Genomic DNA, 24755 nt, shown 5'->3' with positions numbered 1-24755 from the left:
CCGCGGTCCCGGCCCGAAAGGAAGTGGTCGTGGAACCCCGTGCCGCTCACCCGGAAGGTGCTCGCGCCGCCCTGAGCACCCTTCTCCTCCCCGTCCTCCTCCCCCTGTCCCTCGCCGCCGTCGGCTGCCTCGTCGGCCAGTGGCTCACCCTCGACGTCCGGGCGCACGGCGGGCTCTACGGCTGGCTCAGCTCGGGCCTCCTGGCGGTCGGGCTGTACGGCAGCGCCCAGGGGATCTCCCGCCCGCACACGCGCGGCGACGTCTACCGGATCGTGGTCGCGATCACCTTCGGGGTGGTCGCCAAGGCCGCGTTCATCGCGGGCGTGCTGTGGCTCGCCTTCCCCGACCGTCCCGAGTACCTCGTCCTCGCGGTCGCCATGGCGCAGATCGACCCCCTGTCGGTGTCCGCGATGCTGGAGAGCCGCGCCATGTCACCGCGCGCGAAATCCCTGCTCGCGGCCTGGGCCTCGTTCGACGACCCGGTGACCACCGTCCTGGTGGTGATCCTGGGATCGATGGTCCTGGACGACACCCCGGGTGTCGCCTCCGGCGCCCGGGACTACGCGACGACGCTGCTCGGCAACCTCGCCCTGCTGGTGGTCGCGGCGGCGGTGTGGGCGGTGCTGCGGGAGCGCGGCCCGGCCGACGAAGCACCGCTGCGCGACCTGCGCGGGCCGCGACGGGTCCTGCGGATGCTGCGGTACGTCGCCCTGCTGGCCCTACTGGCCGCGGCCACCTGGCAGTTCCTCATGCTCGGGCTCGCCCTGTCGGCGCTGTTCTTCCGGCCCGCGCTCGGCGCGTGGCTGGGCCGGGCGACCAACGCCGCGCTGGTCGTGGCCACGTTCCTGCTGGGCATGCTGCTGGCCGGGGGTGCCGACCTCGCCGTGGGCGCGCTGCTGGGGTGCGCCACCTTCCTGGCGCAGATCCTGGTGGCCGCGGTGGTCGGTCTCGGATTCTCGCGCCGCGACCGGGTCGCGCTGTGTCTGAGCCAGCAGAACGGCATCACGGCGATCATCCTGGCGCTCCTGCTGGAGCCCCGGCTGCCCGACGCCGTCGCGATCGTCGCGCCGGCGATCCTCGTCGTCAACGTGCTGCACCTGACGTCCACCGGCCTGGCGGCCCGGACCCGCCGCGGCAGGACGCCGAAGCCGCCCGCGAACGCCGCCGCGTCATCGGGCCCCGTGCCTCAGCCGCGGCCAAGGGTGCCAAGGGGCTAGACGGCGCCCCAGCGCCTAGGCGTTCTCCGGGAATTCGTACGAGCCGAACTCGGGGCGGCCCACGATGTCGTACGACTGGATGGAGACGCCCGCCCTCGTGACGTGGCCGCCGGTGTGCCGGAAGGCGGTCGGGGTGATGCTCTCCTCGAACAGGCGGAGGCCCGTGCCCAGCACGACCGGAAAGGTCAGCAGATGGAGGGTGTCGACGACGCCGAGGCCGAGCAGGGAGCGCACGAGCGCACCGCTGCCGTGGACCTGGAGCTCGCCGTCCGTCCGCTCCTTGAGGGCGGTGACCTCCTTGGCGAGGTCGCCGCTGCCCCCGACGACGATGGTGCCGGGCCACTCGGGCGCCTGGAGGGTCGAGGAGGCGACGTACTTCGAGGCGACGTACTTCGGCAGGGTGTTCAGCCGAGAGGCGATCGGGTCGGCGGGGTCGGTCATCTTCGGCCAGTACCCGGCGAAGATGTCGTACGTCCGCCGCCCGAGCAGGAAGGCGCCCGCGCGGTCGAACACCTCGGAGACGAACCGGCCGAACTCCTCGTCGCCGTACGTGAAGCTCCAGCCGCCCTGGGTGAAGTCGCCGCGGGTGTCCTCCTGGGGGCCGCCCGGTGCCTGGTAGACGCCGTCGAGGGTGACGAAGATGGTGGAGACGAGCTTGCCCATGGTGGGTGCCTGCTTCCTGAGGTGGGGTCTGGTGTCATCACTACAGACCCCACGGTCGACCGCAACTCATCGCTCCGCCGGTTCATCGGGCGGCCGCCTCACCCCACGTTCGTCGAGAACAGGCCGCCGGTCGGGCCCTGCTTGTCGCCGCCCTGGGCCTTCTTCAGGGCGTTGGCGAGGCTCTCGATGGTGAGGGACTGCAGGATGACGCGGCCGTTGCCCTCCAGGGTGGCGAGCGACAGCCCTTCGCCGCCGAAGACGGCGTTCATGATCCCCTGACGGTTGAGGCCGCCGACGCGCTGGACGCCGTACTGGATGCCCTCCTCGAAGGCGACCACGCAGCCGGTGTCGACCTCGATGCGTCCGCCGAAGTCGGCCGGGTTGAGGTCGATGAAGTTGCCGGCGCCGGCGATGATCACCGTGCCGCGCCCGGTGAACTTCTCGAGGATGAAGCCCTCGCCGCCGCCCATGCCGGTCCGGCCGCCCTGGAAGGCGATGCCGAAGTCGACGGTGGACTCGGCGGCCACGAAGGCGTCCTTCTCCGCGAACCACGCGCGCGTGCCGTCGAGTTCCAGGGCGCGCATCTCACCGGGAAGCACGCCCGCGAAGCCGACGGTGCCCTGACCGCCCTGCGCGCTGAAGTACTGGAACGCCAGCGACTCGCCGGCGAGCATGCGCTGGCCGACCTGCATCGCGGTGCCCATGGCCTGGCGCAGCATGCCGCCCATGCCGCCGCCCCCGCCGTCCTGGGGCCGGCCGCCGTTGCCGGACGGGCCGGACAGGCGCGTCTCCATGGACACGTTCGTCGTCTTGAACAGGAACTTCCCGGCCTCGCAGTACACGGTCTGGCCGGGATCGAGGTTGACGACCGCCATCTGCATGGCGTTGCCGACGATTTCTTGCTGAAGGGTCACGAGGGGAGAACGCGGGAGGTGCGGTGAAGAGTTCCGGCTGCCGGAGATCGGGGGCCGATCGGGGGACGGGCGGGGGCCTTGTCGGAGTACTCCCGTGGGTGTCAGCCGCCGCCCAGTTCCTGGTGACGGGCCGACAGGCGGGCCGCGCCCTCCTGTGTCAGGGAGCCGAACAGGCGCACGCGGGAGAGGCCGCCGTCCGGGTAGATGTCCACGCACGCGTGCGTGCCGACGGCCGGGTCCGGGAGGACGAAACGGTGGTTGGTGTCGGGCTGCAGACGGGTGCGCGGAAGGATCTCGTGCCACGCGCCCTGATCGCCGTCCCGCACCGACACCGACGCCCAGCCCGCGCTGTTGCCCTTGAGGCAGGCCGTGTCGATCTCGATGGCGCGGATCCGGGCCTGGGCGGCCAGCCGGTAGCGGATCCAGTCGTGGCCCCGGTCGCGGCGGCGGCGCGTCTCCCAGCCCTCGTCCATCGTGCGGGAGCGGCCCGGCTGGATGGTGTTGACCGCGGGCGAGTAGAAGCGGTCGGAGGCGTCCTCGACCCGGCCGCCGTTCTCCAGGGCGACGACGTCGAAGGTGCCGAGGGCCGCGAGCCACTGCGGATCCGGTACGACCTCGCCGTACACGCGCAGGCGCGCGATGCCGCCATCGGGGTGCTGGTGGACACGCAGGTGGGTGAAGCGCTGTTCGGCCAGGACCTCGAAGCCGTTGGCCGCATGGCCGCCGACCGGGGTGCGCGGGACGAGGGTGGTCCACTTCACGTGGCCGGACAGGAGCTCCCGCGGTGACGGGGAGCCCGGCATCGCGGTGCCCTCGATCGACACCGCCTGCGGGTGGTTGCCGCGGAAGTGCGCGGTGTCGACGACGATGCCGCGGATCACGCCGGGGGCGCCCAGCCGGACCAGCGCCCAGTCGTGGTCCTCGGCGGTGGGCCAGGGGTGCTCGGCGGAGGAGCCGCGGCGACGGCGGGTCTCCCAGCCGTCCATGATCTTGCCCTTGTGCCCGAAGCGCTCGGGGTCGAACTCCGCCCGCCCGGGCACCAGCAGGTTCTCGCGCTCGGCGAAGAACTCGTCGTTGGCGGCGATGACACCCGCGCCGAGCCGACGGTCGGCGAGGTCGACGTGGTGTGTGAAAGGGAAGTCGGCGGTGCGGTAGTCCGCGTACGGGTCGCCGCCTCCGTAGGGGTTCGCGTCGCCGGTGAAACGGGGAATCGCCGTCACGGTGATCAGGTCTTCCTTCCTGGGACCACTTGGTTCGCCGGCCTCCCGCGGTGCGGTGCGGCGGTCAGGGGTGCGGTGGGGCGATCAGGGCGTGCGGGCGAGCAGTCGCCCCCTCGGCTCGGTGAACTCGCCGTCCGCCATGATGCGTTCGCCGCGCAGCCAGGTGGACTTCACAACGCCGTACAGCGTCCTTCCGGCGTAGGCCGTGACGCGGTTGCGGTGTTCGAGGTGCGCCGGGTCCACGGTGAAGGTCTCGTCGGGGGCCAGGACCGCGAAGTCGGCGTCCCGTCCCGCCTCGATGGCGCCCTTCTGCGGCAGGCCCACGAGTTCCGCCGTACGCGACGCCATCCAGCGGACGACGTCCTCCAGGCCGTGCCCGCGCCGCCGCGCCTCGGTCCACACGGCCGCCAGGCTGAGCTGCAGGCCCGAGATGCCGCCCCAGGCGGTCGCGAAGTCGTCCGTCTTCAGGTCCGCCGAGGACGGCGAGTGGTCGGTGACGACGCAGTCGATCGTGCCGTCCGCGAGCGCCTGCCACAGCAGGTCCCGGTTGGCCGCCTCGCGGATGGGCGGGCAGCACTTGAACGCGCTGGCGCCGTCGGGGACTTCCTCGGCGGTCAGGGTGAGGTAGTGCGGGCAGGTCTCGACGGTGGTCCTGACGCCCTCGGCCCGTGCGGCGGCGATCAGCGGCAGCGCGTCGCTCGACGACAGGTGCAGCACGTGCACGCGCGCGTGGAGGCGCTTCGCCTGCGCGAGGAGGTTCGCGATAGCCGTGTTCTCGGCGCCGCGCGGGCGGGAGGCGAGGAAGTCGGCGTACTTGGGGCCGCCGCGCTGCGGGGCGGCGGCGAGGTCGTGCGGGTCCTCCGCGTGCACGATCAGCAGGCCGCCGAAGCCGGCGATCTCGGCCAGGGACCGGGCGAGTTGGTCCTGGTCGAGGTGCGGGAACTCGTCGACGCCGGACGGCGAGAGGAAGGCCTTGAAGCCGAAGACGCCGGCGTCGTGCAAGGGCCGCAGGTCCTTGGTGTTGTCCGGTAGCGCCCCGCCCCAGAAGCCGACGTCGACGTGCGCCTTGTCGGCGGCCGTCTCCTGCTTGGTACGGAGATGGTCGACCGTCGTGGTCGGCGGAAGGGAGTTGAGCGGCATGTCGACGAGCGTGGTGATGCCGCCGGCCGCCGCCGCGCGCGTGGCGGTCCAGAAGCCCTCCCACTCGGTGCGGCCGGGGTCGTTGACGTGCACGTGGGTGTCGACCAGGCCGGGCAGCAGGACGTCGTCACCGAGGTCCTCCAGGCGCGCCCCGGACGGTACGTCGGCATCGTACGGCAGTACGCCCGTGATCCTCCCGGCGGAGACCGCGACCGCGGCGGGGCGCGTCCCCTCCGGGGTGATGACGCGCGTGGAGCGCAGCACCAGTTCGTCGTCGGACACCCGGGAGCCCTCTTTTCAACGTTCTGTTGAAGGAGTCTTCGAGTCTTCCCTCGCGTGCGTGCGCCGTCAAGGGCGTCTGGATGCCTCCGCACAGCGGAATTAGAATTCCGGTCAGCAGAACGTGGCTGCGTGCGGAAAGGAGGCTCATCGCCTCCCCGGTAGGCTTCTGCCCCGCCCATCAGCCCGACGCCCGTAGCCGTCAGCCGCCCGTCAGCCGCCTGCCAGGTGGCCGCCCGTCCCGAAAGGATCGCGCCGTGCCGACGTCCAGCGCCAGCAGCAACGGCTCCGCCAAGTCCGCCGGCGGCGGGGTCCAGTCCCTCGAGCGCGCCTTCGACCTGCTCGAAAGGATGGCGGACGCGGGCGGCGAAGTCGGCCTGAGCGAGCTCTCGGTGAGCAGCGGGCTGCCGCTGCCGACCATCCACCGGCTGATGCGGACGCTCGTCGCCTGCGGGTACGTCCGCCAGCAGGCCAACCGCCGGTACGCGCTCGGCCCGCGCCTGATCCGGCTCGGCGAGTCCGCCTCCCGACTGCTCGGCACGTGGGCACGCCCCCACCTCGCCCGCCTCGTCGACGAGACCGGCGAGACCGCCAACATGGCGCTGCTGGACGGCGACGAGATCGTGTACGTGGCCCAGGTGCCCTCCCGGCACTCGATGCGGATGTTCACCGAGGTCGGCCGGCGGGTCCTGCCGCACTCGACGGGCGTCGGCAAGGCCCTTCTCGCGAACCTCCCCGACGCCGAGGTCCGCGCCCTGCTGTCCCGTACCGGCATGCCGGCCGCCACGGAGAAGACGATCACCACGCCGGACGGCTTCCTGGCGGCCCTGGAGGAGGTGCGCCGCCTCGGGTACGCCGTCGACGACAACGAGCAGGAACTCGGCGTCCGCTGCCTGGCGGTCTCCGTGCCCGACTCCCCCACCGCCGCCGCCATTTCCATCTCCGGCCCTGCCGGGCGCGTCACGGAGTCCACGACGGACACGATCGTGCCGGTGCTGCAGCAGGTGGCGATGGAACTGTCCGAGGCGCTGGCCGGTTCGGGCGCGTGACGCCGTACATGCAACCCGCGTGACGTCGCACGCGTGATCGGGTCCCGGGTCAGCTCTGAGGCGGGTCCCCGAACAGCTCCACGGCATCCCGTACGTCCGACAAGCCCCGCGACAGCGCGCTGACCGAACCGATCGCGCCCGCGATCAGCAGCAGGGAGCGGCGCAGCCGCGGGATCTCGGGGACGCCGCCGGACGTCATCGCGGCCAGGACCGCCAGCTCGTCCTCGGCGATGATCCGATCGCTGAACTCGGCCGGGTGCGCGGCGAGTTCGCGGCGCAGCCGGGACACGGCGGTCCGCAGTTCCGCCACCCTCGGGTCCTCGTCGCCGCCGATCACTGCCCTCTGCCCCAAGCTCCGCAACACAGCCCTCCCCCTCACACGTCCTCGTGGGCCCGCGCCTCGCGCTCCCACCCGGCCCCCGCGGCGTTGGTCGGGCACCCGGAGACGCGGGCCAGTAAACGCCACCCGGCACGGGCTGCGCCACCGCACGGACCGAAATTCAGCCCACCGGAGCCGGGCGCGCGCCTCTCCGCCGGGTATGCAGGACGCATGACGGACAATCACGGCCGGCCCGCCGGGCTGCTCCTCGCCGCGGGCGGCGGCAGACGGCTCGGCGGACGGCCCAAGGCGCTGCTCTCGCACCGGGGGCGACCGCTGGTGGAGCACGCGGTCGGGGTGCTGCGCGCCGCCGGGTGCGACCGCGTCCATGTGGTCCTCGGGGCCGGGGCGGACGCCGTACGGGAGCGGGCCGACCTGTCCGGCTGCGTGCTCGTGGACAACCCTGACTGGGCCGAGGGCATGGGCTCGTCGTTGCGGGCGGGGATCGACTCGCTCGCCCGTACGGGCGCCCCGGCCGCGCTGGTCGCGCTGGTCGACCAACCCGGCATCGGAGCGGAGGCGATGGCCCGGGTGCTGGCCGCGTACCGGGACGAGACGTCCCTCGCCTCGGCGGCGTACGACGGTGTGCGCGGCCACCCCGTCCTGCTCGGCGCCGCGCACTGGGCGGGCATCGCCGCGGCCGCGACCGGCGACCGCGGCGCCCGCGACTACCTGAGGGCGCACGCGGACGCGGTGACGCTCGTGGAGTGCGGCGACGTGGCACGGCCGTACGACATCGACACGGAGGCCGATTTGACGCACCTTGAGTAGGCATTGAAGTTCCACGATGAGGAAATTAATATCCACTACACCCGGTTCACTCGCTCAAGGATCCCGGTGCCCTCGCTGAAGGAAGTGACAGCTCATGTCCGCAGCAGCGTCGTCCCCGCTGACCGTCGTCGACGCCGAGCCCCTGCCCCGGCAGGAGGAGGTCCTCACCGACGCGGCGCTCGGCTTCGTGGCCGAACTGCACCGGCGTTTCACGCCGCGCCGTGACGAACTCCTCGCCCGCCGCGCGGAACGCCGCGCCGAGATCGCCCGCACCTCGACGCTCGACTTCCTCCCGGAGACCGCCGCGATCCGCGCGGACGACTCCTGGACGGTGGCCCCCGCGCCGGACGCCCTGAACGACCGCCGCGTCGAGATCACCGGGCCGACCGACCGCAAGATGACCATCAACGCCCTCAACTCGGGCGCGAAGGTCTGGCTCGCCGACTTCGAGGACGCCTCCGCTCCCACCTGGGAGAACGTGGTCCTCGGCCAGCTCAACCTGAGCGACGCGTACCGCCGGAACATCGACTTCACCGACGCCGTCTCCGGGAAGTCGTACGCCCTGAAGGCCGATGACGAGCTCGCCACCGTCGTCATGCGTCCGCGTGGCTGGCATCTGGACGACCGTCACCTCGTCGACGCGGACGGCAGGCAGGTCCCCGGCGCCTTCGTCGACTTCGGGCTGTACTTCTTCCACAACGCCCGACGCCTGCTCGACCTCGGCAAGGGCCCGTACTTCTACCTGCCGAAGACCGAGTCGCACCTCGAAGCCCGCCTGTGGAACGACGTGTTCGTCTTCGCGCAGGACCGTCTCGGCATCCCGCAGGGCACCATCCGCGCCACCGTCCTGATCGAGACGATCACGGCGGCGTACGAGATGGAGGAGATCCTCTACGAACTGCGCGACCACGCCTCGGGGTTGAACGCCGGCCGCTGGGACTACCTGTTCTCCATCGTCAAGAACTTCCGTGACGGCGGCGCGAAGTTCGTCCTGCCGGACCGCAACGCGGTCACGATGACGGCCCCGTTCATGCGCGCGTACACCGAACTCCTCGTCCGCACCTGCCACAAGCGCGGCGCGCATGCGATCGGCGGCATGGCGGCCTTCATCCCGTCGCGGCGCGACGAGGAGGTCAACAAGGTCGCGTTCGAGAAGGTCAAGGCGGACAAGGACCGCGAGGCGGACGACGGCTTCGACGGCTCCTGGGTCGCCCACCCCGACCTGGTGCCGATCGCCATGGAGTCCTTCGACCGGGTCCTCGGCGACCGGCCGAACCAGAAGGACCGGCTGCGCGAGGACGTCCGGGTCGAGGCCGCCGACCTGATCGCGATCGACTCGCTGGACGCCGAGCCGACGTACGGCGGTCTCGTCAACGCCGTCCAGGTGGGCATCCGTTACATCGAGGCCTGGCTGCGCGGTCTCGGCGCCGTCGCCATCTTCAACCTCATGGAGGACGCGGCCACCGCCGAGATCTCCCGCTCGCAGATCTGGCAGTGGATCAACGCGGGCGTCGTGTTCGAGAACGGCGAGCGGGCCACCGCGGAGCTGGTCCGCAAGGTCGCCGCCGAGGCGCTGGCCGACATCCGCGCGGAGATCGGCGAGGAGGCCTACGCGGCGGGGCACTGGCAGCAGGCCCACGACCTGCTGCTCCAGGTCGCGCTCGACGAGGACTACGCGGACTTCCTCACGCTGCCCGCGTACGAGCGGCTGGAGGGCTGAGACTCAAGACCGAGACTCACGCGGATGTGTCCGAGTGGCCCAGGGACCTGCCCGGGGCCACTCGGTCGCGTACGAGCCGCTTCACGGCCGTGGGCTCCGGGAAGCCGTGCTCCCGCCGGTCCCACACCACCTCGTCGCCCACGCGCACGACGAAGACGCCGCCGGTGCCGGGCTTGAGCGACAGCTCGGTCAGCTCGGACTCGAACGTCGTCAGCAGCTCCTGTGCCAGCCAGGCCGCGCGCGGCAGCCAGCGGCACTGGGTGCAGTACTCGATCTGGACCCGGGGCTCGGGCTGGACCCGGTGCTCGTGCGAGAGGCCGTCCGTCATCCCAGGTGCACCGACCAATCCTGTTCCGCCGCCGGCTTGCCGTGCAGGTCGGGGACCCGCTTGAGCCAGTCAGGGCGGCCCTGCTGGGTCTTCCGCGCGCGGGCGGCCTCCTCGGCGGCGAGTTCCTCGCGGCCCGGAAAGTCCGTGGGCAGCCACTTCGCGGACGCCTTCACGCGTGCGAGGAGGTAGTCGACGTAGGCGCCCCGGACCTCGTCGGGCGTGCCGAAGCCCGGCTCGTCCGTCAGCCACGCGTCCGGAACCTCCGCCAGGATGCCCCGCAACAGTTCCTCGGTCACCTGGGGCGCCAGTTCGGCGTCGGCGGCCCGCACGTCGGGCGTGTAGTGGCCGAGCGCGTGGTGCCGGAAGTCGTAGGCCTTGGTGGGATCGGTCCCGCCCCAGCGGTGGTGGAAGACGAGGGCGGCGCCGTGGTCGATGAGCCACAGGTGCGGCGGCGCGGTGCCGAACGTGGGCCAGACCATCAGGTTGGAGCTGTGAATGGTGCGGTCGACGTTCACGGTCAGGGCGTCCAGCCAGACGATCCGGCCCGCCTCCAGCGGGTCCACCGGGAACGCCCCTGCGACCTCGGGCGTGAAGTCCTTCGCGCCCGGCAGGAAGTCCATGCCGAGGTTGACGCCGTGGCTCGCGTCGAGGAGGTCCCGTACCTCCTGGTGCGGCTCGTCGCGGGCGATCGCCGGGTCGAAGTGCACGAGGACCAGCTCGGGGAACCGCAGCCCGAGCGCCCGCGCGAGCTCGCCCACGATCACCTCGGCGACCAGCGCCTTGCGCCCCTGCGCGGAGCCGCTGAACTTCACGACGTACGTCCCCAGGTCGTCGGCCTCGACGATTCCGGGCACGGAGCCGCCGGCCCGCAGCGGGGTCACATATCGAACAGCGGTCACATCGCGGAGCACACCGGCCAGCCTAAGACCTCGGGTCAGGCACCCGCGAGCGGATTCCGCAGCGGCCGGTAGCGGGCGTCGGCGCCGTCCGCGCCGGTCCAGCGCAGCAGCAGGTTCGTCTTGCCGGGCAGGGTCGGCGAGACGAGCAGGGCGGCGATCTCGGCGAGGTCGTGGCGGGCGAGGTCGCGCGCGAAGGCACGGCGGGCGGCGGGCCACGGATCCAGGCCCGGGTGGTGCTCGGCCAGGGCGGCGGCGATCTCGCTCAGGTGGTTGACGACCAGGCAGTACACCAGCCGCTCCCATCCGGCTTCCCGGGACACGTCCGGCAGCAGCTTGACGCCCTCCGCGTCCCGGAAGAGCGCCTGTACGGGCATGCCGGACGCATCCACGGCGACCAGGGTGTTCTGCAGATGTGCCTCCAGTACGACGCCGTGATCGGCAAAGGCCGCGAGGGCGGGCGGGACGACCTGCCCCAGGTACGCCTCCCACCAGGCCTCCGGCTCGGCGGTGGCGGCGAGCGGACTGCCCTCGAAGCCCTCGGCCAGCCCGGCCGCGAGCAGCGGGGTGGCGCCGGGCAGGAGATGGCCGCGCAGCCCGTCGCGGACGAGGACGGCCAGCTCCTCGAAGGCGAAGGCGGCGGTGCGGTAGCCGCGGTCGCCGAGCCAGGCCGCGGGGCCGTCGAACGCGGCGAGGGCGTGCGCCGCGGCCGCGTCCGTACGGCGCAGTTTCCGCAGGTCGTGGCGCCACAGTCGACGGATGTCGTTGGTGATGCGCACATCGAGGCTGAACTTCAGGAACAGGTCGCGCCGGGGCTCGTACAGCGTGCGCACCGCCGCCGTCGGCCACGCCTCGAACGCGGTCGTGCCCAGCCGCACCAGGCGGCCGTCGGCGAAGGCGGGGGCGAGGTCGCGGGCGACGAGATCGAGCTGCCAGGGGTGGGCGGGCAGCAGCCGGTAGCCGGGCGGGACCGTGCCGGGCACCCCCCTTGCGTCCCGCGTGGCCAGCGCATCCAGTGCCGAGGTGTCGCCCTCCTCGACGACCTGGTCCTCGCGAACGCCGAGCAGCGCCAGTGGGAAGCGGGCGTGCGCCTCGGGCGCGTACGGCAGCCAGGCGGCGACCGGGCCGGCGCCGCGGGCCTTGGGCGCGGGGTGGTAGGGATGGCCGGTGATGAGGGACTGCTCCGAGCGCAGATACGGGTCGCCGGGCGCCGTCGCCCGCTCGCGGGCGCTGAGCAGCGCGGCGACCGCGTCACGGCTGTCGATCATCTCGATGGGCAGCTCGTCGTTCGACAGCCCCGTGTACCCGCGCAGCTCCTCGGCGACCAGTTTCACCAGCTCCGTGTGACCGACGCGATGCCAGGCCCCGTCCGCGTACGCCTCGGGATCGGCGGGCCGCCGCCCACCCCGCACCCGCAGCAGCCGGTCGCTGCCCGGCAGCCGGTACACACGCCGCTCACCCTCCCCGGAAGCGGCCAGCGGCTGGGCCACCTCCCGGAGCAGGCAGTTGAGCAGCGGCGCGGCGGCGTACGCGTCGGCGCGTTCCGCGACGTCGCCGCCGGGGAGGATGAGGTCCACGCGATCCATTCGTTCCCTTGTGTTGCCTTGTGTCCATACGGCCCGATCGCGATCAGTATGTCTGTCGTACACGGCCGCCGTGACGGCCGCCCTCCGTGACGGCTGTCCTCCCCGACCTTGACGGCTGTCCTCCCCGACCGTTGCGCGTGGGCCGTGAGACCGTCGTGACGTCGTAGCCGTACCCGAGGAGTCCGCCCGTGCACCGTCCCCCCACCGCCGAGCAGCAGGTCGCCGCGGAGCTGGCCGACGTCCGGCCCGGCCTCGTGCCCCGGTACGCGGCCGAGCTGCCCGGCGCCCGGGCGGCCGTGCTGACCCGCCTGTGGCGGGCGCTGGCGTACGAGCCGCTGCCCTGGATCGCCCGCCGGACGGCCGGGGCGTACGGCCTGGCGCTGCGCCTCGCCGACGGCCGCACGCTGGACGGGCCGCCCGCGGACCCGTACGCGACCGACGCGTACGTCACCGCCGTACGCGTGGACGGCGTGACGTACGACGACCCCGCACGCCTGATGACGGACCTCGCCGTGCCGCACGCGGCGGGCTTCGCGGCGGAGCTCGGGCACAGCGTCGCGTCGCTGGCGCTGTCTCGGGCCGGGCAGCCGGCCGGGGCGGCTGGGTGGCCCGAGCGGGACTGGGAGTGGGAGCAGCGGGTGGTCGACGGGCACCCGTACCACCCCAACTGCCGTGCACGGCCCGGCTTCTCGGCGGCAGAGCAGTTCGCGTACGGCCCCGAGCACCGGCCCGTGGTGGAGCTGGGCACGGTTCCTGTCCGCCCGGAGGAGTGTCTGCTGACGGGGTCGTGGCCGGAGGAACTGCGGGACGGGGAGCGTCTGTTGATCCCGGTACACCCCTGGCAGGCGGCGCACGTCCTGAAGATCCCGGACGACGGCGCACCGGCCGCCGGGGCAGGCGACGTCGGCGCCGGCGAGGTCGGCATGGCCGCGCACCCGCTGATGTCCCTGCGCACCCTCGCGCTTCCTGGCGGCCCGCACATCAAGACCGCGCTCAGCGCCCGGCTGACCTCCTCGGTGCGGGACATCTCGGTGTACTCGGTCGGCGCGTCCGCGACCCTGTCGTCCTTCGCGCAGGACCTGGTGGCCCGCACCGACGGACTGCTGCACGCCACCCGCACCTTGGGCGCGATCACGGCCGACTCCCCCGACCTGGCGGCGATGCTGCGCGAGTCGCCCGAGGCGTACGCGGCGCCGGGCGAGCGCGTGCTGCCGGTGGCCGCCCTCGCCACCACGGAGCTGCCGAACTCCCCCGAGTGGCTGGCCGAGTTCGCACGCCTGGCCCTCACGGTGGGTCTGCGCCTGCTGGACCTGGGCGTCGCCCTGGAGGCACACGGACAGAACCTCCTCGTGATCCTCTCCGCGACGGGCAGACCTCTCCGCCTCGTCTACCGCGACCTCGCCGACATCCGCATCAGCCCGGCCCGTCTGGCCCGGCACGGCATTCCCCGGCCGGAGCTGACGGGCCGCCTGATCACGGACGACGAAACCACCCTGCGCCGCAAACTGTTCGGCTCCCTGGTGGCGGGCGCGCTGGCCGCGACGGCCGGTTCGGCCCCGGCGCTTGCCGCCGCCCTGGAGACGGCCGTACGAGATGTCCCGTCCACCTCCGACCTGACGGCGCTGCTCGAAGGGCCGCTCCCGACCAAGGCGTTGACGCTGATGCGACTGTCTCCCGAGACCCCGGGCGACCAGTGGGCCACCCTGCCTCACCCGTACGTTTTGGAGTGCGGCACATCCGGTCAATAAGATCCGCCGATGATCAGAAGACAACGGCTGGCGGCGGGCATATGTGCCCTGCTCGCCGCCCTGGCTGCGGGGATCGCGTTCCCCGCAGGAGCGGTCGCCGACGAGACCTCGGCACAGAACGCGCCCAAGGTGGACCTGGTCCTCGACGTCAGCGGTTCGATGCGGGCGCGCGACATCGACGGTCAGTCCCGGATGGCGGCGGCCAAGCAGGCGTTCAACGAGGTACTCGACGCCACGCCACAGGACGTGCAGCTCGGCATCCGCACCCTGGGCGCCAACTACCCCGGCAACGACCGTAAGACGGGTTGCAAGGACACCGCCTCGCTCTACCCGGTCGGCCCGCTGAACCGCACCGACGCCAAGACGGCGGTCGCGACGCTCGCGCCGACCGGCTGGACCCCGATCGGCCCCGCACTGCTCAAGGCCGCCGACGACCTCAACGCCGGTGGCGGCAGCGGCGAGACCGCCGGCACCGGCACCAAGCGCATCGTGCTGATCAGCGACGGCGAGGACACCTGCCAGCCGCTCGACCCGTGCGAAGTGGCCCGCGCCATCGCGTCTAAGGGCATCGGCCTCACCATCGACACGCTCGGCCTGGTGCCGAACACCAAACTGCGCCAACAGCTCAGCTGCATCGCCGAGGCGACCGGCGGCACGTACACCTCGGTGGAGCACGCCAACCAACTCACCGACCGCGTGAACCAGTTGGTCGACCGGGCCGCCAACCCGGTGGTGACGCCGGTGGCGACGCGGGGCACGAACCAGTGCACCGACGCCCCGTCGCTCAAGTCCGGCCTGTACACAGACCGCGAGGAGTTCGGCCAGCAGCGCTGGTACAAGGTGAACGTCAACCCCGGTCAGGAGCTGCGCACTTCGGTGAGCGTGTCCGCCGACCGGGCCGTGAACCCCGACTACGGCGTGCTGCTGCGGGCCGTCACGACCCGCGGCCGTGAGATCGTGCGCGGCGAGTCGTCGGGCACGGGCCGTACGGACGTCATCTCGACGGGCCTGCGCTACCCGAAGCCCGAGACCGACGACGCGTCCACCGACGGCTCCGGCAGCGATGACGGCACGGTGACTCCCGAGACCGTGTGCCTTCAGGTCACCCAGTCCTTCTCCGCGGCCCCCGGTGTGAAGACGACCCCGGGCCTGCCGCTGGAGCTGACCGTCGACGTCGTGGACGGACCGGACCAGGCGAGCGACGTGGCCTCCTTCGGCCTGGGACGCGGCTGGTGGCTGCTCGGCGCACTGGTGCTGACCGGCTTCGTCGCGGGTCTGCTGTGGGGCTGGCTGTCGCGCTGGCGGGTCGCGGTCTGGAGGACCAACTGATGCGAATCACACGTGCGTTGAGCGCGGCCCTGCTGACGCTCGGACTGGCGGCGGCACCGGCCGCGGCCGACTCGTCCCCCTCCCCCAGCGCCTCGGCCGACAGCAAGGCCCCCACCCAGGCGGGCACGTCGTTCCGTACGGCGACCGAGCTCGACCAGGGGCAGACGGCCACCGCGAGCGGCTCCGCCGGTGACTACCTGTACTGGTCGTTCCCGGCGGACGCGGGCCAGCGCCCGACCGTCCACGCGACCGTGAAGCTCCCGGCTTCGCACACCGCCGAGACCTGGCAACTCGACGTGTACGACGGCCTGCGCCGCCGCCAGTCCTGCCAGTACGGCGCCCAGACCCGCACGTCCCCGCAGGGCACCCCCTCCATCGAGCTGGCCTGCGTCCTGCGCACGGTCCGCGCCTGGTCGGAGCCGTGGGCCAACGACCCGCTGCCCGGCACGTACTACGTCCGGCTGACGGTGGTGGACCTGGCCGCGTCCGACCTGGGCCTTCCGGTGAACACCGAGGTGAAGGTCGACTCCAAGGACATCGGCGGCTCGGCGGCGGTGGACGGCTCGCTGGCCAAGCCGCTGGTCCCCGGGATCGCGCTCAAGTCGGCGTCCGACGCGGATGATTCGAGCGGATCCGGTTCGAGCACGTCGAAGCCGGCTGTGCTGTCCGCCATCGAGCCCGACGACGGCTGGTCCTCCGGTTGGTGGACCGACCGCTGGGTGTGGACGGCCATCGGCGGCGTCCTGGCCGCGCTCGCCGGAATCGGCGGCTACGCACTGACGCGCGGCTCGGGCCGCCCCTCGCGGGTGCCGCCGGACGTCTGAGCCGAAGGGCCGAAGGACTGAAGGCAGGCCCGCCATCGCACGTACGGCGATGGCGGGCCTGCCTTTTCACATGTCTCATATGTCAGCGCCGCCCCTCCCGCAGCGCCTTGGCCGCCACCCCGTCCCCGGTCACGGAAATACGGCCAGCCCGCACCGCGTCGAGCACGCCCAACTCGCCGCGGGTGACGGCCGTACAAGTGTCGGCGTCCAAGGCGAGTCGCGCTTCGGGGGCGGAGGGTGCGGGGCCGTCGCCGTACACCGGGGCGCCGTCCTCGGGGCCGATGTGGAGGTGGAAGTGGCCTTCCTCCAGCTCGACTTCGAGCAGGCACTCCCCCTCGATCGCCCCTTCCAGCGCTTCTTCGATCGCGTGCAGCAGCGGCAGGGCGAACCAGTGCGCCCGTACGGCGTCCGTGGGGCGCCGGTCTCCCAGTGCGGGGCGGCCCCACTCCCCAAGCGCCTGCAGTATGGGCAGCAACTCCCGACCCCGTGGTGTGAGTTCGTACACGTAGGCCACGCCCGGCGGAGGCAGGCGTCGGCGTGTGGTGAGGCCGTCGCGCTCCATGTCCTTCAGGCGGGACGCCAGTACGTCGGTGCTCACGCCGGGGAGGTCCGCGTGCAGGTCCGTGTAGCGGCGGGGGCCGGCGAGCAACTCCCGGACGATCAGCAGGGTCCAGCGGTCGCCCACGAGATCCAGGGCGCGGGCGGCGGAGCAGTACTGGTCGTAGCTTCGGCGAGGTGGCATGCGACGCAGTCTAGACGTGTCGTTGGACTTTCCAAGCTCAAACTTGGTAAAACCAAGTAACACCAGTTACTGGAGGGGCGCATGGAGTTCCGGCAGTCGAACAAGCTCAGCGAGGTCTGTTACGAGATCCGCGGCCCGGTGATCGAGCACGCCGACGCGCTGGAGGCGGCGGGGCACAGCGTGCTGCGCCTGAACACCGGCAACCCCGCGGTGTTCGGCTTCGAGGCGCCGGAGGAGATCCTCCAGGACATGATCCGGATGCTGCCCCAGGCGCACGGCTACACCGACTCGCGCGGCATCCTCTCCGCCCGCCGGGCCGTGGCCCAGCGCTATCAGGACCGCGGCCTGGAGGTCGGCGTCGACGACGTGTTCCTCGGCAACGGCGTCTCCGAGCTGGTGTCGATGGCCGTACAGGCGCTGGTGGAGGACGGGGACGAAGTCCTCATCCCCGCACCGGACTTCCCGCTCTGGACGGCGGTCACGACCCTCGCCGGCGGCAAGGCGGTCCACTACCTGTGCGACGAACAGGCCGACTGGTACCCGGACTTGGCCGACATGGCCTCGAAGATCACGGACCGCACCAAGGCCGTGGTCATCATCAACCCCAACAACCCCACCGGCGCGGTCTATCCCAAGGAGATCGTCGAGGGCATCCTCGATCTCGCCCGCCGCCACGGCCTGATGGTCTTCGCCGACGAGATCTACGACCAGATCCTGTACGACGACGCCGTGCACCACTCGGCCGCCGCACTCGCCCCCGACCTGGTCGTCCTCACCTTCTGCGGCTTGTCGAAGACGTACCGCGTGGCCGGCTTCCGTTCGGGCTGGCTGGTGGTCACCGGTCCGAAGCAGCACGCGAAGAGCTATCTGGAGGGCCTGACCATGCTGGCCTCCATGCGACTATGCCCCAACGCGCCCGCCCAGTACGCCATCCAGGCCGCGCTCGGCGGCCGCCAGTCCATCCACGAACTCACCGCTCCCGGCGGCCGGTTGCACGAACAGCGCGACATGGCCTGGGAGAAGCTCAACGAGATCCCGGGGGTGTCCTGCGTGAAGCCCAAGGGCGCGCTGTACGCCTTCCCGCGCATCGACCCCAAGGTCCACCCGATCCACGACGACGAGAAGTTCGTCCTCGACCTGCTGCTGCGCGAGAAGATCCAGGTGGTCCAGGGCACCGGCTTCAACTGGCCGACCCCCGACCACTTCCGGATCCTCACGCTGCCGTACGCCGATGACCTGGAAGCGGCGATCGGGCGGATCGGGCGGTTCCTCGGCGGGTATCGGCAGTGACGATCCGGATCCATACATCCGTACGATCCGCTGGGGCCCTTTAGGGCGCTAAAGGGCCCTTCGAGGCCTTCAGGGAGCGACGGGCAGCCGGCGCTTGTGCTCCGTGAGCCGGTAGCGGCGGACGATCGTCTCGAAGGCGCGCTCCTCGACCGGCTTGCCCTCCAGAAAGTCGTCGATGTCGTCGTACGTGACACCGAGCGCGTCCTCGTCGGCCTTGCCCGGGTCGAGGGTCTCCAGGTCGGCCGTCGGCGTCTTCCACACCAGCTCGGCGGGCGCGCCCAGCGCCTCCGCGACCGCGCGCACCCGGCGCTTGGTCAGGCCGGTCAGCGGGACGACGTCTGCGGCGCCGTCGCCGAACTTGGTGAAGAAGCCGGAGACCGCCTCGGCGGCGTGGTCGGTGCCGACGACCAGGCCGTCGTGGGCGCCGGCCACCGCGTACTGCGCGATCATGCGCTGCCGGGCCTTGATGTTGCCGTGCACGAAGTCCTGGTGGTGGGCGTCACGGAAGCTCACGCCTCCGGCCCGCGCGGCCTCCAGCGCGGCGTCGCTCGCGGGCTTGATGTCCACGGTCAGGACGTGGTCGGCCTGGATGAAAGAGAGCGCGAGCTGGGCGTCGCCCTCGTCGGCCTGGACGCCGTACGGCAGCCGCATCGCGTAGAAACGCGCCTCGTGCCCGGCGGCGCGCGCCCGCTCGACGGCGAGTTGGCAGAGCCGACCGGTGGTGGTGGAGTCGACGCCGCCGCTGATGCCGAGCACGAGGGACCGCAGACCGGTGGAGGTCAGCCGCTCGGCGAGGAACGCCACCCGGCGCTCGATCTCCCGCTCGGCCTCGAAGGTCTCGGCGACCTGGAGATCCCGGGCGATCTCCCGCTGCAGGGCCATGGACGCCGGCTCGCTCACGTCTGCTCCTTGTTTCCGGTTCACGATGCGTGTTCCGCCCACCCTACCCAGGCGGGACACCGCAACGGACGGCACGGGCGGTCGGGCGAGGGCGACCTCACACCAGACCGCCTTGGTGTACGGGTCGCCGCACGCCGTCGAGGCCCGCTCGGCGGCGATATCGGCGTTCATGTCACTCAGCGTGGTCGGCTGTCTCTACGCTGAAACAGCGACGGAGACGGTACGCAGCGTCATTGTCCGGTCGCCGTCCGGCACTGTTCGGGTGGCGACGCGTGACGCGGCGCACCGGCGGGGAGTTGGGGTGAGTCTGCGCCGTCCGCTCGGGGGCAGGATGGTGATGCGCAAGCAACTCGAAGACCTGCTGGGAATCGGCCAGAGGCGCAACGTGGAGATCACTGACGCAGGGAGCCATGGAGTGACGGTGTTCGCGGCGCGGGTCGGGGGCGAGGACGAGGACGACAGTGGCTCGGGTGCGGCCCGGGTGCGTGAGGTGCGGAGCGCCTGGGCGGGGCTGCTGGAGTTGCGTCGGATGACCAATGCGGACGGGGCCACGGACCGGCCGTGCACGTGGGAGCGTACGCATCTGGTGCGGGCCGCCGCGCTCGCCCTGGAGGCGGCCGGGCACCGGCCGGCGGGGAGGGAGTCCGACGGCTACCGGGTGCGCGCGACCCCGCAGCCGGAGGCGGTCGCGGTGTACGCGCCGGACGGCGAGGCCCTGCGGGCATGCGCGTCCACGCTGGAGGGGGCGGGGTGGCAGGCCGGTGAGTACACGGAGCCGAGGACCAGAGCGAGGTATCTGCTCGCTTCCCCACGCCGGGTGTGAGGAGCATGCCAAGATCGGTGGGTAAGCCAACGAACGCACGAAGGGGCAGCAGTGAGCGAGCCGTTCTCCGTCCGGGTCACCGTCCGAGGCTACGAAACCGATGTGCTGGGGCACGTCAATCAGAGCGTGTACCTCAACTACGCCGAGCACGCCCGCTGGTCGATGTTGCACGCGACGGGCATCAGCCAGGCCAAGATGCTGGCCAAGGGGGTGGGACCGGTCGCGCTGGAGACGACCATCCGCTTTCGGCGAGAGCTTCTCGCCGGTGACGACGCCGATGTGACCTGCGCGTTCGAGTGGGACGGGGGCAAGACGTTCCGGATCGAGCAGACGATCCGCAAGATGGACGGCACCGTGGCCGCCGAAGTCACCGCTCTCGTCGGCATGTTGGATCTCAAGAACCGCAAGCTGCTGGCCGACCCGCAGGACTGTTTCAAGGAACTCGCGACGGACGCGAGCCTGTTCGGGCTGTAGATCCTTCCGAACGGCCGGGCCGGAGGGGGCGTGTGTGTCACTCAGCGTTGAAGATCGCTTCGTCATCACCGAGTTGGTCTCGCTGCACGGTCATCTCGTCGACGAGGGACGGCTCGACCGGCTGGAGGAGGTGTTCACGCCGGACGTCGTCTACGATCTGATCGACTTCGGTCACGGTCCGCTGGTGGGGGTGGCCGCCATTCGCGAAGCCGCCCTCGCCCTCGGATCCGCCAACCCCGTGGCGCACCACGTCACCAACGTCCTCGTCACCGAGTCGAAGGACGGCCGGGTGCAGGTCCGGTCCAAGGGCCTGGGCATCAAGGCGGACGGCTCATGCGGTTCGGTCACCTACGACGACACCGTGGTGCCCACCCGCAACGGCTGGCGGATCAGCCATCGAAAGGTACGGGCGCGGCGTGAGCCGTTGAACGGTGCGCCGATGCCGGATTGACCATCGGCTTCAGCTCCTCACCCCTCCGCTGCGATGCGCGCCAGCCGCCGCGCCTCCTCTCGTGTGGAGCGGGCGATCTCGTCCTCGTCGGCGTGCAGCAGGCGCCCGTTCTCGACGATCTGGCGGCCGCCCACGAACGACGCCGTGACCGGGGCCGCCGCGCCGAGGACCAGGGCGGCCACCGGGTCGGCGATCGAGGCGTGGGCCAGGGTGCCGAGGTTCCACAGCACCAGGTCGGCCAGCTTGCCCGGCTCCAGAGAACCGGTCTCGCCTGCCCGGCCCAGGACTTGGGCGCCGCCGTACGTTCCCAGGCGCAGCGCCTGGCGGGCGTTCAGCGCGGCTTCGCGGTGGGCGCCGAGGCGGTTGATGAGGAGGGCGTTGCGCAGTTCGGTGTGGAGTTCGCCGGACTCGTTCGATGCCGTTCCGTCGACGCCGAGGCCGACCGGGACACCGGCCGCCAGCATGTCGGGCACGCGGGCGATCCCGGCCGCCAGGCGGGCGTTGGAGGAGGGGCAGTGGGCGACGCCCGTCTGCGTGCGGGCGAAGGCGGCGATGTCTGCGTCGTTCATGTGGACGCAGTGCGCCATCCAGACGTCCTCGCCGAGCCAGCCCGTCGACTCGAAGTAGTCGGTCGGGCCCATGCCGAACAGCTCGTGGCAGAACTTCTCCTCCTCGACCGTCTCCGAGCCGTGCGTGTGCAGCCGTACACCGAGACGGCGGGCCAACTCGGCGCCCTGTCGCATCAGTTCGGTCGAGACGGAGAAGGGTGAGCAGGGGGCCACTGCGACCTGGGTCATCGCGTCGAAGGAGGAGTCGTGGTGCTGCCGTACCGTCTCCTCGGTCGCCGCGAGCGCGCCCTCCAGGGTCTCGACGGCGAAGTCCGGCGGCAGACCGCCGTCCGCCTCGCCGCGGTCCATGGAGCCGCGGGCGAGGGTGAAGCGGACGCCCAGCTCGCGGGCGGCGCGGATGACGGCCCCAGAGAGGTCGCCGGCGCCCCGCGGGTAGACGTAGTGGTGGTCCATGGCCGTGGTGACGCCGCCGCGAGCCATCATCGCGAGCGAGCCCTGCGCCGCCGCGTACACCATCGGCTCGTCGATGCGGGCCCAGGTCGGATACAGCGCGACCAGCCAGTCGAAGAGGTTGTGGTCGGTGGCGAGGCCCCGGGTGAGCCACTGGTAGAAGTGGTGGTGGGTGTTGATCAGGCCGGGCGTCACCAGGTGCCCGGTCGCGTCGATGCGCCGTACGACGTTCTCCAGGCCCTCGGGGGCCCGGCCCGCGCCGAGCGCCTCGATGCGGTTGCCGGCGATGACGACGTACCCGCTCGCGTACTCGGTGTCGTCCGCGTCGACCGTCGCGATCGCGCAGTTCTCGATCACGGTGCGCGGGGGTGCTGCCTCGGCTGCCATGGTTCGCCCTTGAGAGTCAGAGGTTGGGGAGGTCCACCGGGATGCGCGGCTCGTGGCCGTCCCGCAGGACGGTGGCCTCGATCAGGCCGTAGGGGCGGTCGGCGGCGACGTACACCTCGTTGTCGTTCTTCAGCCCGAAGGGTTCGAGGTCGACGAGGAAGTGGTGCTTGTTGGGCAGGGAGAGGCGGACCTCGTCGATCTCGTCCTGGTTGTCGATGATCCGGGAGCCCATCTGGTAGAGCGTCTGCTGGAGCGAGAGGGAGTACGTCTCGGCGAAGGCCCGGAGCAAGTGCACCCTGGCCTGCGCGTAGGACGCGTCCCAGTCGGGCATCGGCCGCTCGCCATCGGCCCAGTCGAAGCGCCAGCGGGCGGAGACCTCGGTGGCCAGGATGCGGTCGTACGCCTCGGGGAGCGTCGTGTACTTGTCCTTGGCGTAGCCCCAGAACTCGGAGTCGGTCGAGTTCAGGACGGTCAGGTCCTTGAGGCCGGACACGACCTCCCACCGCTCACCGTCGTACGTGATCTGCGTCAGCCGGGTCTCCTGGCCCTTCCGTACGAAGGAGTGCTGGGCCTCGTCGGCTTCGGCCGTCTCGATCCGCTCCCAGGCGTACTCCTCGATGCGTATACGGGCGCGGCTTATCGACTCCTGCGAGGTGACGAAGTGGCGCGCGAGGTGGATGCCGAAGCTCTCGGCGGACTCGATGCCGTGCTCCTTGGCGAGCGCGTACACCGTGTTCTTGGTGGTGTCGGTCGGCAGGACGTTGGCGTTGGAGCCGGAGTAGTGGACCTCGTCCATGTCACCGCTGAGGGAGACGGAGACGTTCAGGTCCTTGATGTGGTGGGTGGCGCCGTTCCGCGTGATTCTGACGACTCGGCATTCGGCCTTGCCGTACTGGTTCTGTCCCAGGGTGGGCATCTGCGTCAGCTCCCTCGGTATACGGAGTAGCCGAACGGGTTGAGCAGCAGCGGTACGTGGTAGTGCTCCCCGGCCTTGACGGCGAAGGTGACCGCCACCTCCGGGAAGAACGCTTCCGCGGCCCCGCTGTCCAGGTACTGCTCGACCGCGAAATCCAGCCGTACGTGAGTGGTGCCCGCCGGCAGGGCCGGGAGGTCCTTGCAGCGACCGTCGGCGTCGGTCGCGGAGCCGCCGAGCGCCCGCCAGTCCGCGTCCCGGCCGGCGCGGGCCGAGAGCCGGACGGGGACGCCCTCGGCGGGGCGGCCGACGGACGTGTCCAGGATGTGCGTGGACACGGAGGCGGTGCTGCTGGTGGCCATGGCTCAGGTGCCCCCTTCGACGAGTCGGGCCAGTCGGATGCGGTTGATCCTGCCCAACTCGGTGCGGACGATCTCGCGTTCCCGCTCCGGCGCGTTGCCGATCCGCTCCCTGACCGCGTCCCGCATCTGCTCGGCGGTGCGGCCGGTGGCGCAGATCAGGAAGACGTGTCCGAACTTCTCCTGGTAGGCCAGGTTGAGTTCGAGCATCTCCGCCCTGAGCTCCGCGGAGGCTCCGGCCATGCCTTGCTGCTCCCGGGCCGAGGTCGCGTCGCCCGGCTTGGGCCGGCCGATCGGCGGGTGCCCGGCCATGGCCTCCTCCAGGTCCGCGGGGGTCAGCCGGGCCATGGCGGCGTCACTGGCGGTGTAGAGGTCGTCGGGGGTGGCGTAGGGGCGGGTGGCGAGCAGGCGCCGGGCCCAGGTGGCGGAGGCGCACACTTCGTGGAGTACGGCGAGGGCAGCGCGCTCCTCAAGGGCATTGAACCGGGCCAGACCCAGGGGCATGGAAGTCGACGTCACGGGAGCCTCCGTGGCCGCGAGCGGCCTTCGCGCTGCTGACGGGCTGCGGCCAGCTAACGCCTTCCCGAGGCACAACGTCAACACTTTGTTGAAAATTCGGGGTGACGGCGCCGGGGCGGTCGCACTCAGGCCTCTTTGTCGCGATTGAGGTAGTTGTAAACAGTGAACCGGCTGACGCCCAGGGCGCCGGCCACCGTCTCCACTCCGTGGCGTACGGAGAAGGCGCCGCGCGCCTCCAGCGTCCGTACGACCTCCTGCTTGGCCTTGCGGTCCAGCTCGGCCAGCGGCCTGCCGCGTTTGCGTTCCATGGCGGCCAGGATGTGGTCGAGGGAGTCCGCGAGCTGCGGGAGCCGTACGGCGACCACCTCGGTGCCCGCCCAGGAGAGCACCACGTCGTCGGGGCCGGCCTCGTCGGGTGGGAGCATCACTCCGCCCATGGCGTCGACCAGGGGTTTGACAGCCGCGATGAACGGCTCGTCCCCGTTGTCCGTCACGGTCCCTCCTCCCCGGTGACGTTCTCCTCCTCGGTGGCGCCCTCGTTCCCTTCCTCGGTGACGTCCCCGATGACGTTCACCTGGAGCGAGATGCGGGTCGCGCCGGCCTCCAGGGATCTGCGCAGCAGGGTGTCCACGGCGCCGAGCACGGCGTCGGCGCCGCCCTCCACCGTGTTGCCGAAGGGGCCGACGTCCACCGAGTCCAGTTCGGCCGCCTCGATGACCTCGCGGGCCACCAGCGCGTGGGCGGGCGCCTCGTCGAGGTCGAAGGGCTCGGTGGTGAACTCCACTCTCAATCGGCTCATGCGCACTGTGCCCCCA

At 71.5% G+C, this 24755-nt stretch carries 27 protein-coding genes; 11 read left to right on the top strand and 16 right to left on the bottom strand.

From position 1 onward, the window contains the following. The first annotated feature begins 29 nt into the window (after positions 1 to 29). The gene (locus ABZ910_RS00810) at positions 30 to 1217 is read left to right on the top strand and encodes a hypothetical protein (protein WP_361357054.1); all 1188 of its coding nucleotides are present in this window, start codon (positions 30 to 32) and stop codon (positions 1215 to 1217) included. Between the two features lie 15 nt (positions 1218 to 1232). Here ABZ910_RS00810 and ABZ910_RS00805 read toward each other — a convergent pair whose 3' ends face one another. The 4 genes from ABZ910_RS00805 to allB all read right to left on the bottom strand — a co-directional run bounded on the left by ABZ910_RS00805 (position 1233) and on the right by allB (position 5436). Next, positions 1233 to 1880 (bottom strand): dihydrofolate reductase family protein, encoded by a 648-nt coding sequence (locus ABZ910_RS00805; protein ID WP_361357052.1) that lies wholly within the window; start codon positions 1878 to 1880, stop codon positions 1233 to 1235. 98 nt (positions 1881 to 1978) lie between these two features. Beyond that, positions 1979 to 2794, bottom strand: coding sequence for an AIM24 family protein (locus tag ABZ910_RS00800; RefSeq protein ID WP_361357049.1), 816 nt, complete (start codon positions 2792 to 2794; stop codon positions 1979 to 1981). A 101-nt stretch (positions 2795 to 2895) separates the two neighbouring features. Beyond that, entirely contained in the window at positions 2896 to 4014 is a 1119-nt protein-coding gene (gene alc / locus ABZ910_RS00795) for an allantoicase (RefSeq protein WP_361357046.1), read from the bottom strand. An 84-nt stretch (positions 4015 to 4098) separates the two neighbouring features. After that, positions 4099 to 5436 carry an allantoinase AllB gene (gene allB / locus ABZ910_RS00790; protein WP_361357043.1) on the bottom strand — a complete coding sequence of 446 codons (1338 nt, stop codon included), beginning with the start codon at positions 5434 to 5436 and terminating at the stop codon, positions 4099 to 4101. 254 nt (positions 5437 to 5690) lie between these two features. Here allB and ABZ910_RS00785 point away from each other — a divergent pair, with 254 nt between their 5' ends. After that, positions 5691 to 6482, top strand: a complete 792-nt coding sequence (locus ABZ910_RS00785; protein ID WP_361357040.1) for an IclR family transcriptional regulator — start codon at positions 5691 to 5693, stop codon at positions 6480 to 6482. Positions 6483 to 6531: 49 nt separating this feature from the next. Here ABZ910_RS00785 and ABZ910_RS00780 read toward each other — a convergent pair whose 3' ends face one another. Then, a complete protein-coding gene (locus tag ABZ910_RS00780; RefSeq protein WP_361357038.1) occupies positions 6532 to 6846 on the bottom strand; it encodes a DUF5955 family protein in 315 nt (104 codons plus the stop codon). Positions 6847 to 7032: 186 nt separating this feature from the next. Between ABZ910_RS00780 and ABZ910_RS00775 the strand changes: the two genes are divergently transcribed. Then, positions 7033 to 7632 (top strand): nucleotidyltransferase family protein, encoded by a 600-nt coding sequence (locus tag ABZ910_RS00775; protein WP_361357035.1) that lies wholly within the window; start codon positions 7033 to 7035, stop codon positions 7630 to 7632. A 94-nt stretch (positions 7633 to 7726) separates the two neighbouring features. Beyond that, positions 7727 to 9352 carry a malate synthase A gene (aceB, locus tag ABZ910_RS00770; protein WP_361357032.1) on the top strand — a complete coding sequence of 542 codons (1626 nt, stop codon included), beginning with the start codon at positions 7727 to 7729 and terminating at the stop codon, positions 9350 to 9352. A 16-nt stretch (positions 9353 to 9368) separates the two neighbouring features. Here aceB and ABZ910_RS00765 read toward each other — a convergent pair whose 3' ends face one another. The 3 genes from ABZ910_RS00765 to ABZ910_RS00755 are packed head-to-tail and all read right to left on the bottom strand — an operon-like array spanning position 9369 to position 12162. Further along, positions 9369 to 9680 carry a SelT/SelW/SelH family protein gene (locus ABZ910_RS00765; RefSeq protein ID WP_361357029.1) on the bottom strand — a complete coding sequence of 104 codons (312 nt, stop codon included), beginning with the start codon at positions 9678 to 9680 and terminating at the stop codon, positions 9369 to 9371. Continuing rightward, complete coding sequence (locus tag ABZ910_RS00760) at positions 9677 to 10591, bottom strand: HipA family kinase (RefSeq protein WP_361357026.1); 915 nt, start codon at positions 10589 to 10591, stop codon at positions 9677 to 9679. Before ABZ910_RS00760 ends, ABZ910_RS00765 begins: the two co-directional genes overlap by 4 nt. A 23-nt stretch (positions 10592 to 10614) precedes the next feature. Continuing rightward, positions 10615 to 12162, bottom strand: coding sequence for an IucA/IucC family protein (locus ABZ910_RS00755; protein WP_361357023.1), 1548 nt, complete (start codon positions 12160 to 12162; stop codon positions 10615 to 10617). A gap of 188 nt (positions 12163 to 12350) precedes the next feature. On the opposite strand from ABZ910_RS00755, the gene ABZ910_RS00750 reads away from it, so the two are divergent. The 3 genes from ABZ910_RS00750 to ABZ910_RS00740 are packed head-to-tail and all read left to right on the top strand — an operon-like array spanning position 12351 to position 16063. After that, entirely contained in the window at positions 12351 to 13910 is a 1560-nt protein-coding gene (locus ABZ910_RS00750) for an IucA/IucC family protein (RefSeq protein ID WP_361357020.1), read from the top strand. A 9-nt stretch (positions 13911 to 13919) separates the two neighbouring features. Beyond that, complete coding sequence (locus ABZ910_RS00745; protein WP_361357017.1) at positions 13920 to 15239, top strand: VWA domain-containing protein; 1320 nt, start codon at positions 13920 to 13922, stop codon at positions 15237 to 15239. Continuing rightward, the gene (locus tag ABZ910_RS00740; RefSeq protein WP_361357014.1) at positions 15239 to 16063 is read left to right on the top strand and encodes a hypothetical protein; all 825 of its coding nucleotides are present in this window, start codon (positions 15239 to 15241) and stop codon (positions 16061 to 16063) included. Before ABZ910_RS00745 ends, ABZ910_RS00740 begins: the two co-directional genes overlap by 1 nt. Before the next feature lie 82 nt (positions 16064 to 16145). On the opposite strand, the gene ABZ910_RS00735 is transcribed toward ABZ910_RS00740, so the two are convergent. Continuing rightward, positions 16146 to 16805, bottom strand: a complete 660-nt coding sequence (locus tag ABZ910_RS00735; protein WP_361357011.1) for a helix-turn-helix domain-containing protein — start codon at positions 16803 to 16805, stop codon at positions 16146 to 16148. An 81-nt stretch (positions 16806 to 16886) separates the two neighbouring features. Here ABZ910_RS00735 and ABZ910_RS00730 point away from each other — a divergent pair, with 81 nt between their 5' ends. Continuing rightward, a complete protein-coding gene (locus ABZ910_RS00730) occupies positions 16887 to 18095 on the top strand; it encodes a pyridoxal phosphate-dependent aminotransferase (protein ID WP_361357008.1) in 1209 nt (402 codons plus the stop codon). A 69-nt stretch (positions 18096 to 18164) separates the two neighbouring features. Here ABZ910_RS00730 and nadE read toward each other — a convergent pair whose 3' ends face one another. Then, entirely contained in the window at positions 18165 to 18995 is an 831-nt protein-coding gene (gene nadE / locus ABZ910_RS00725; RefSeq protein ID WP_361358066.1) for an ammonia-dependent NAD(+) synthetase, read from the bottom strand. 301 nt (positions 18996 to 19296) lie between these two features. Between nadE and ABZ910_RS00720 the strand changes: the two genes are divergently transcribed. Genes ABZ910_RS00720 through ABZ910_RS00710 form a run of 3 tightly spaced genes read left to right on the top strand, consistent with a single transcriptional unit; the run spans position 19297 to position 20743 of the window. After that, positions 19297 to 19818 carry a hypothetical protein gene (locus ABZ910_RS00720; protein ID WP_361357005.1) on the top strand — a complete coding sequence of 174 codons (522 nt, stop codon included), beginning with the start codon at positions 19297 to 19299 and terminating at the stop codon, positions 19816 to 19818. Between the two features lie 51 nt (positions 19819 to 19869). Next, entirely contained in the window at positions 19870 to 20292 is a 423-nt protein-coding gene (locus ABZ910_RS00715; RefSeq protein ID WP_361357003.1) for a thioesterase family protein, read from the top strand. Between the two features lie 34 nt (positions 20293 to 20326). Next, positions 20327 to 20743, top strand: coding sequence for a nuclear transport factor 2 family protein (locus ABZ910_RS00710; RefSeq protein WP_361357000.1), 417 nt, complete (start codon positions 20327 to 20329; stop codon positions 20741 to 20743). Positions 20744 to 20760: 17 nt separating this feature from the next. On the opposite strand, the gene ABZ910_RS00705 is transcribed toward ABZ910_RS00710, so the two are convergent. The 6 genes from ABZ910_RS00705 to ABZ910_RS00680 form a co-directional block, all read right to left on the bottom strand. Next, positions 20761 to 22149, bottom strand: a complete 1389-nt coding sequence (locus ABZ910_RS00705) for an 8-oxoguanine deaminase (RefSeq protein WP_361356997.1) — start codon at positions 22147 to 22149, stop codon at positions 20761 to 20763. Between the two features lie 16 nt (positions 22150 to 22165). After that, the gene (gene pucL, locus ABZ910_RS00700; RefSeq protein ID WP_361356994.1) at positions 22166 to 23065 is read right to left on the bottom strand and encodes a factor-independent urate hydroxylase; all 900 of its coding nucleotides are present in this window, start codon (positions 23063 to 23065) and stop codon (positions 22166 to 22168) included. Between the two features lie 5 nt (positions 23066 to 23070). Then, the gene (gene uraH, locus ABZ910_RS00695) at positions 23071 to 23424 is read right to left on the bottom strand and encodes a hydroxyisourate hydrolase (RefSeq protein WP_361356991.1); all 354 of its coding nucleotides are present in this window, start codon (positions 23422 to 23424) and stop codon (positions 23071 to 23073) included. A gap of 3 nt (positions 23425 to 23427) precedes the next feature. Beyond that, on the bottom strand, positions 23428 to 23940 hold the full coding sequence (gene uraD / locus ABZ910_RS00690; protein WP_361356988.1) for a 2-oxo-4-hydroxy-4-carboxy-5-ureidoimidazoline decarboxylase: 513 nt from the start codon (positions 23938 to 23940) through the stop codon (positions 23428 to 23430). Positions 23941 to 24065: 125 nt separating this feature from the next. Continuing rightward, the gene (locus tag ABZ910_RS00685; RefSeq protein ID WP_361356985.1) at positions 24066 to 24434 is read right to left on the bottom strand and encodes a helix-turn-helix domain-containing protein; all 369 of its coding nucleotides are present in this window, start codon (positions 24432 to 24434) and stop codon (positions 24066 to 24068) included. Beyond that, positions 24431 to 24739: a hypothetical protein gene (locus ABZ910_RS00680; protein WP_361356982.1), complete on the bottom strand. Its 309-nt coding sequence runs from the start codon at positions 24737 to 24739 to the stop codon at positions 24431 to 24433. The genes ABZ910_RS00685 and ABZ910_RS00680 overlap by 4 nt, the downstream gene beginning before the upstream one ends. Positions 24740 to 24755 lie beyond the last annotated feature (16 nt).

Origin of the sequence: Streptomyces sp. NPDC046805 (genome assembly GCF_040645355.1) — a bacterium.
Lineage (GTDB): Bacteria > Actinomycetota > Actinomycetes > Streptomycetales > Streptomycetaceae > Streptomyces.
Note: the sequence above shows the minus strand (reverse complement) of the source record. Positions and strands in the feature narration are given on the sequence as shown.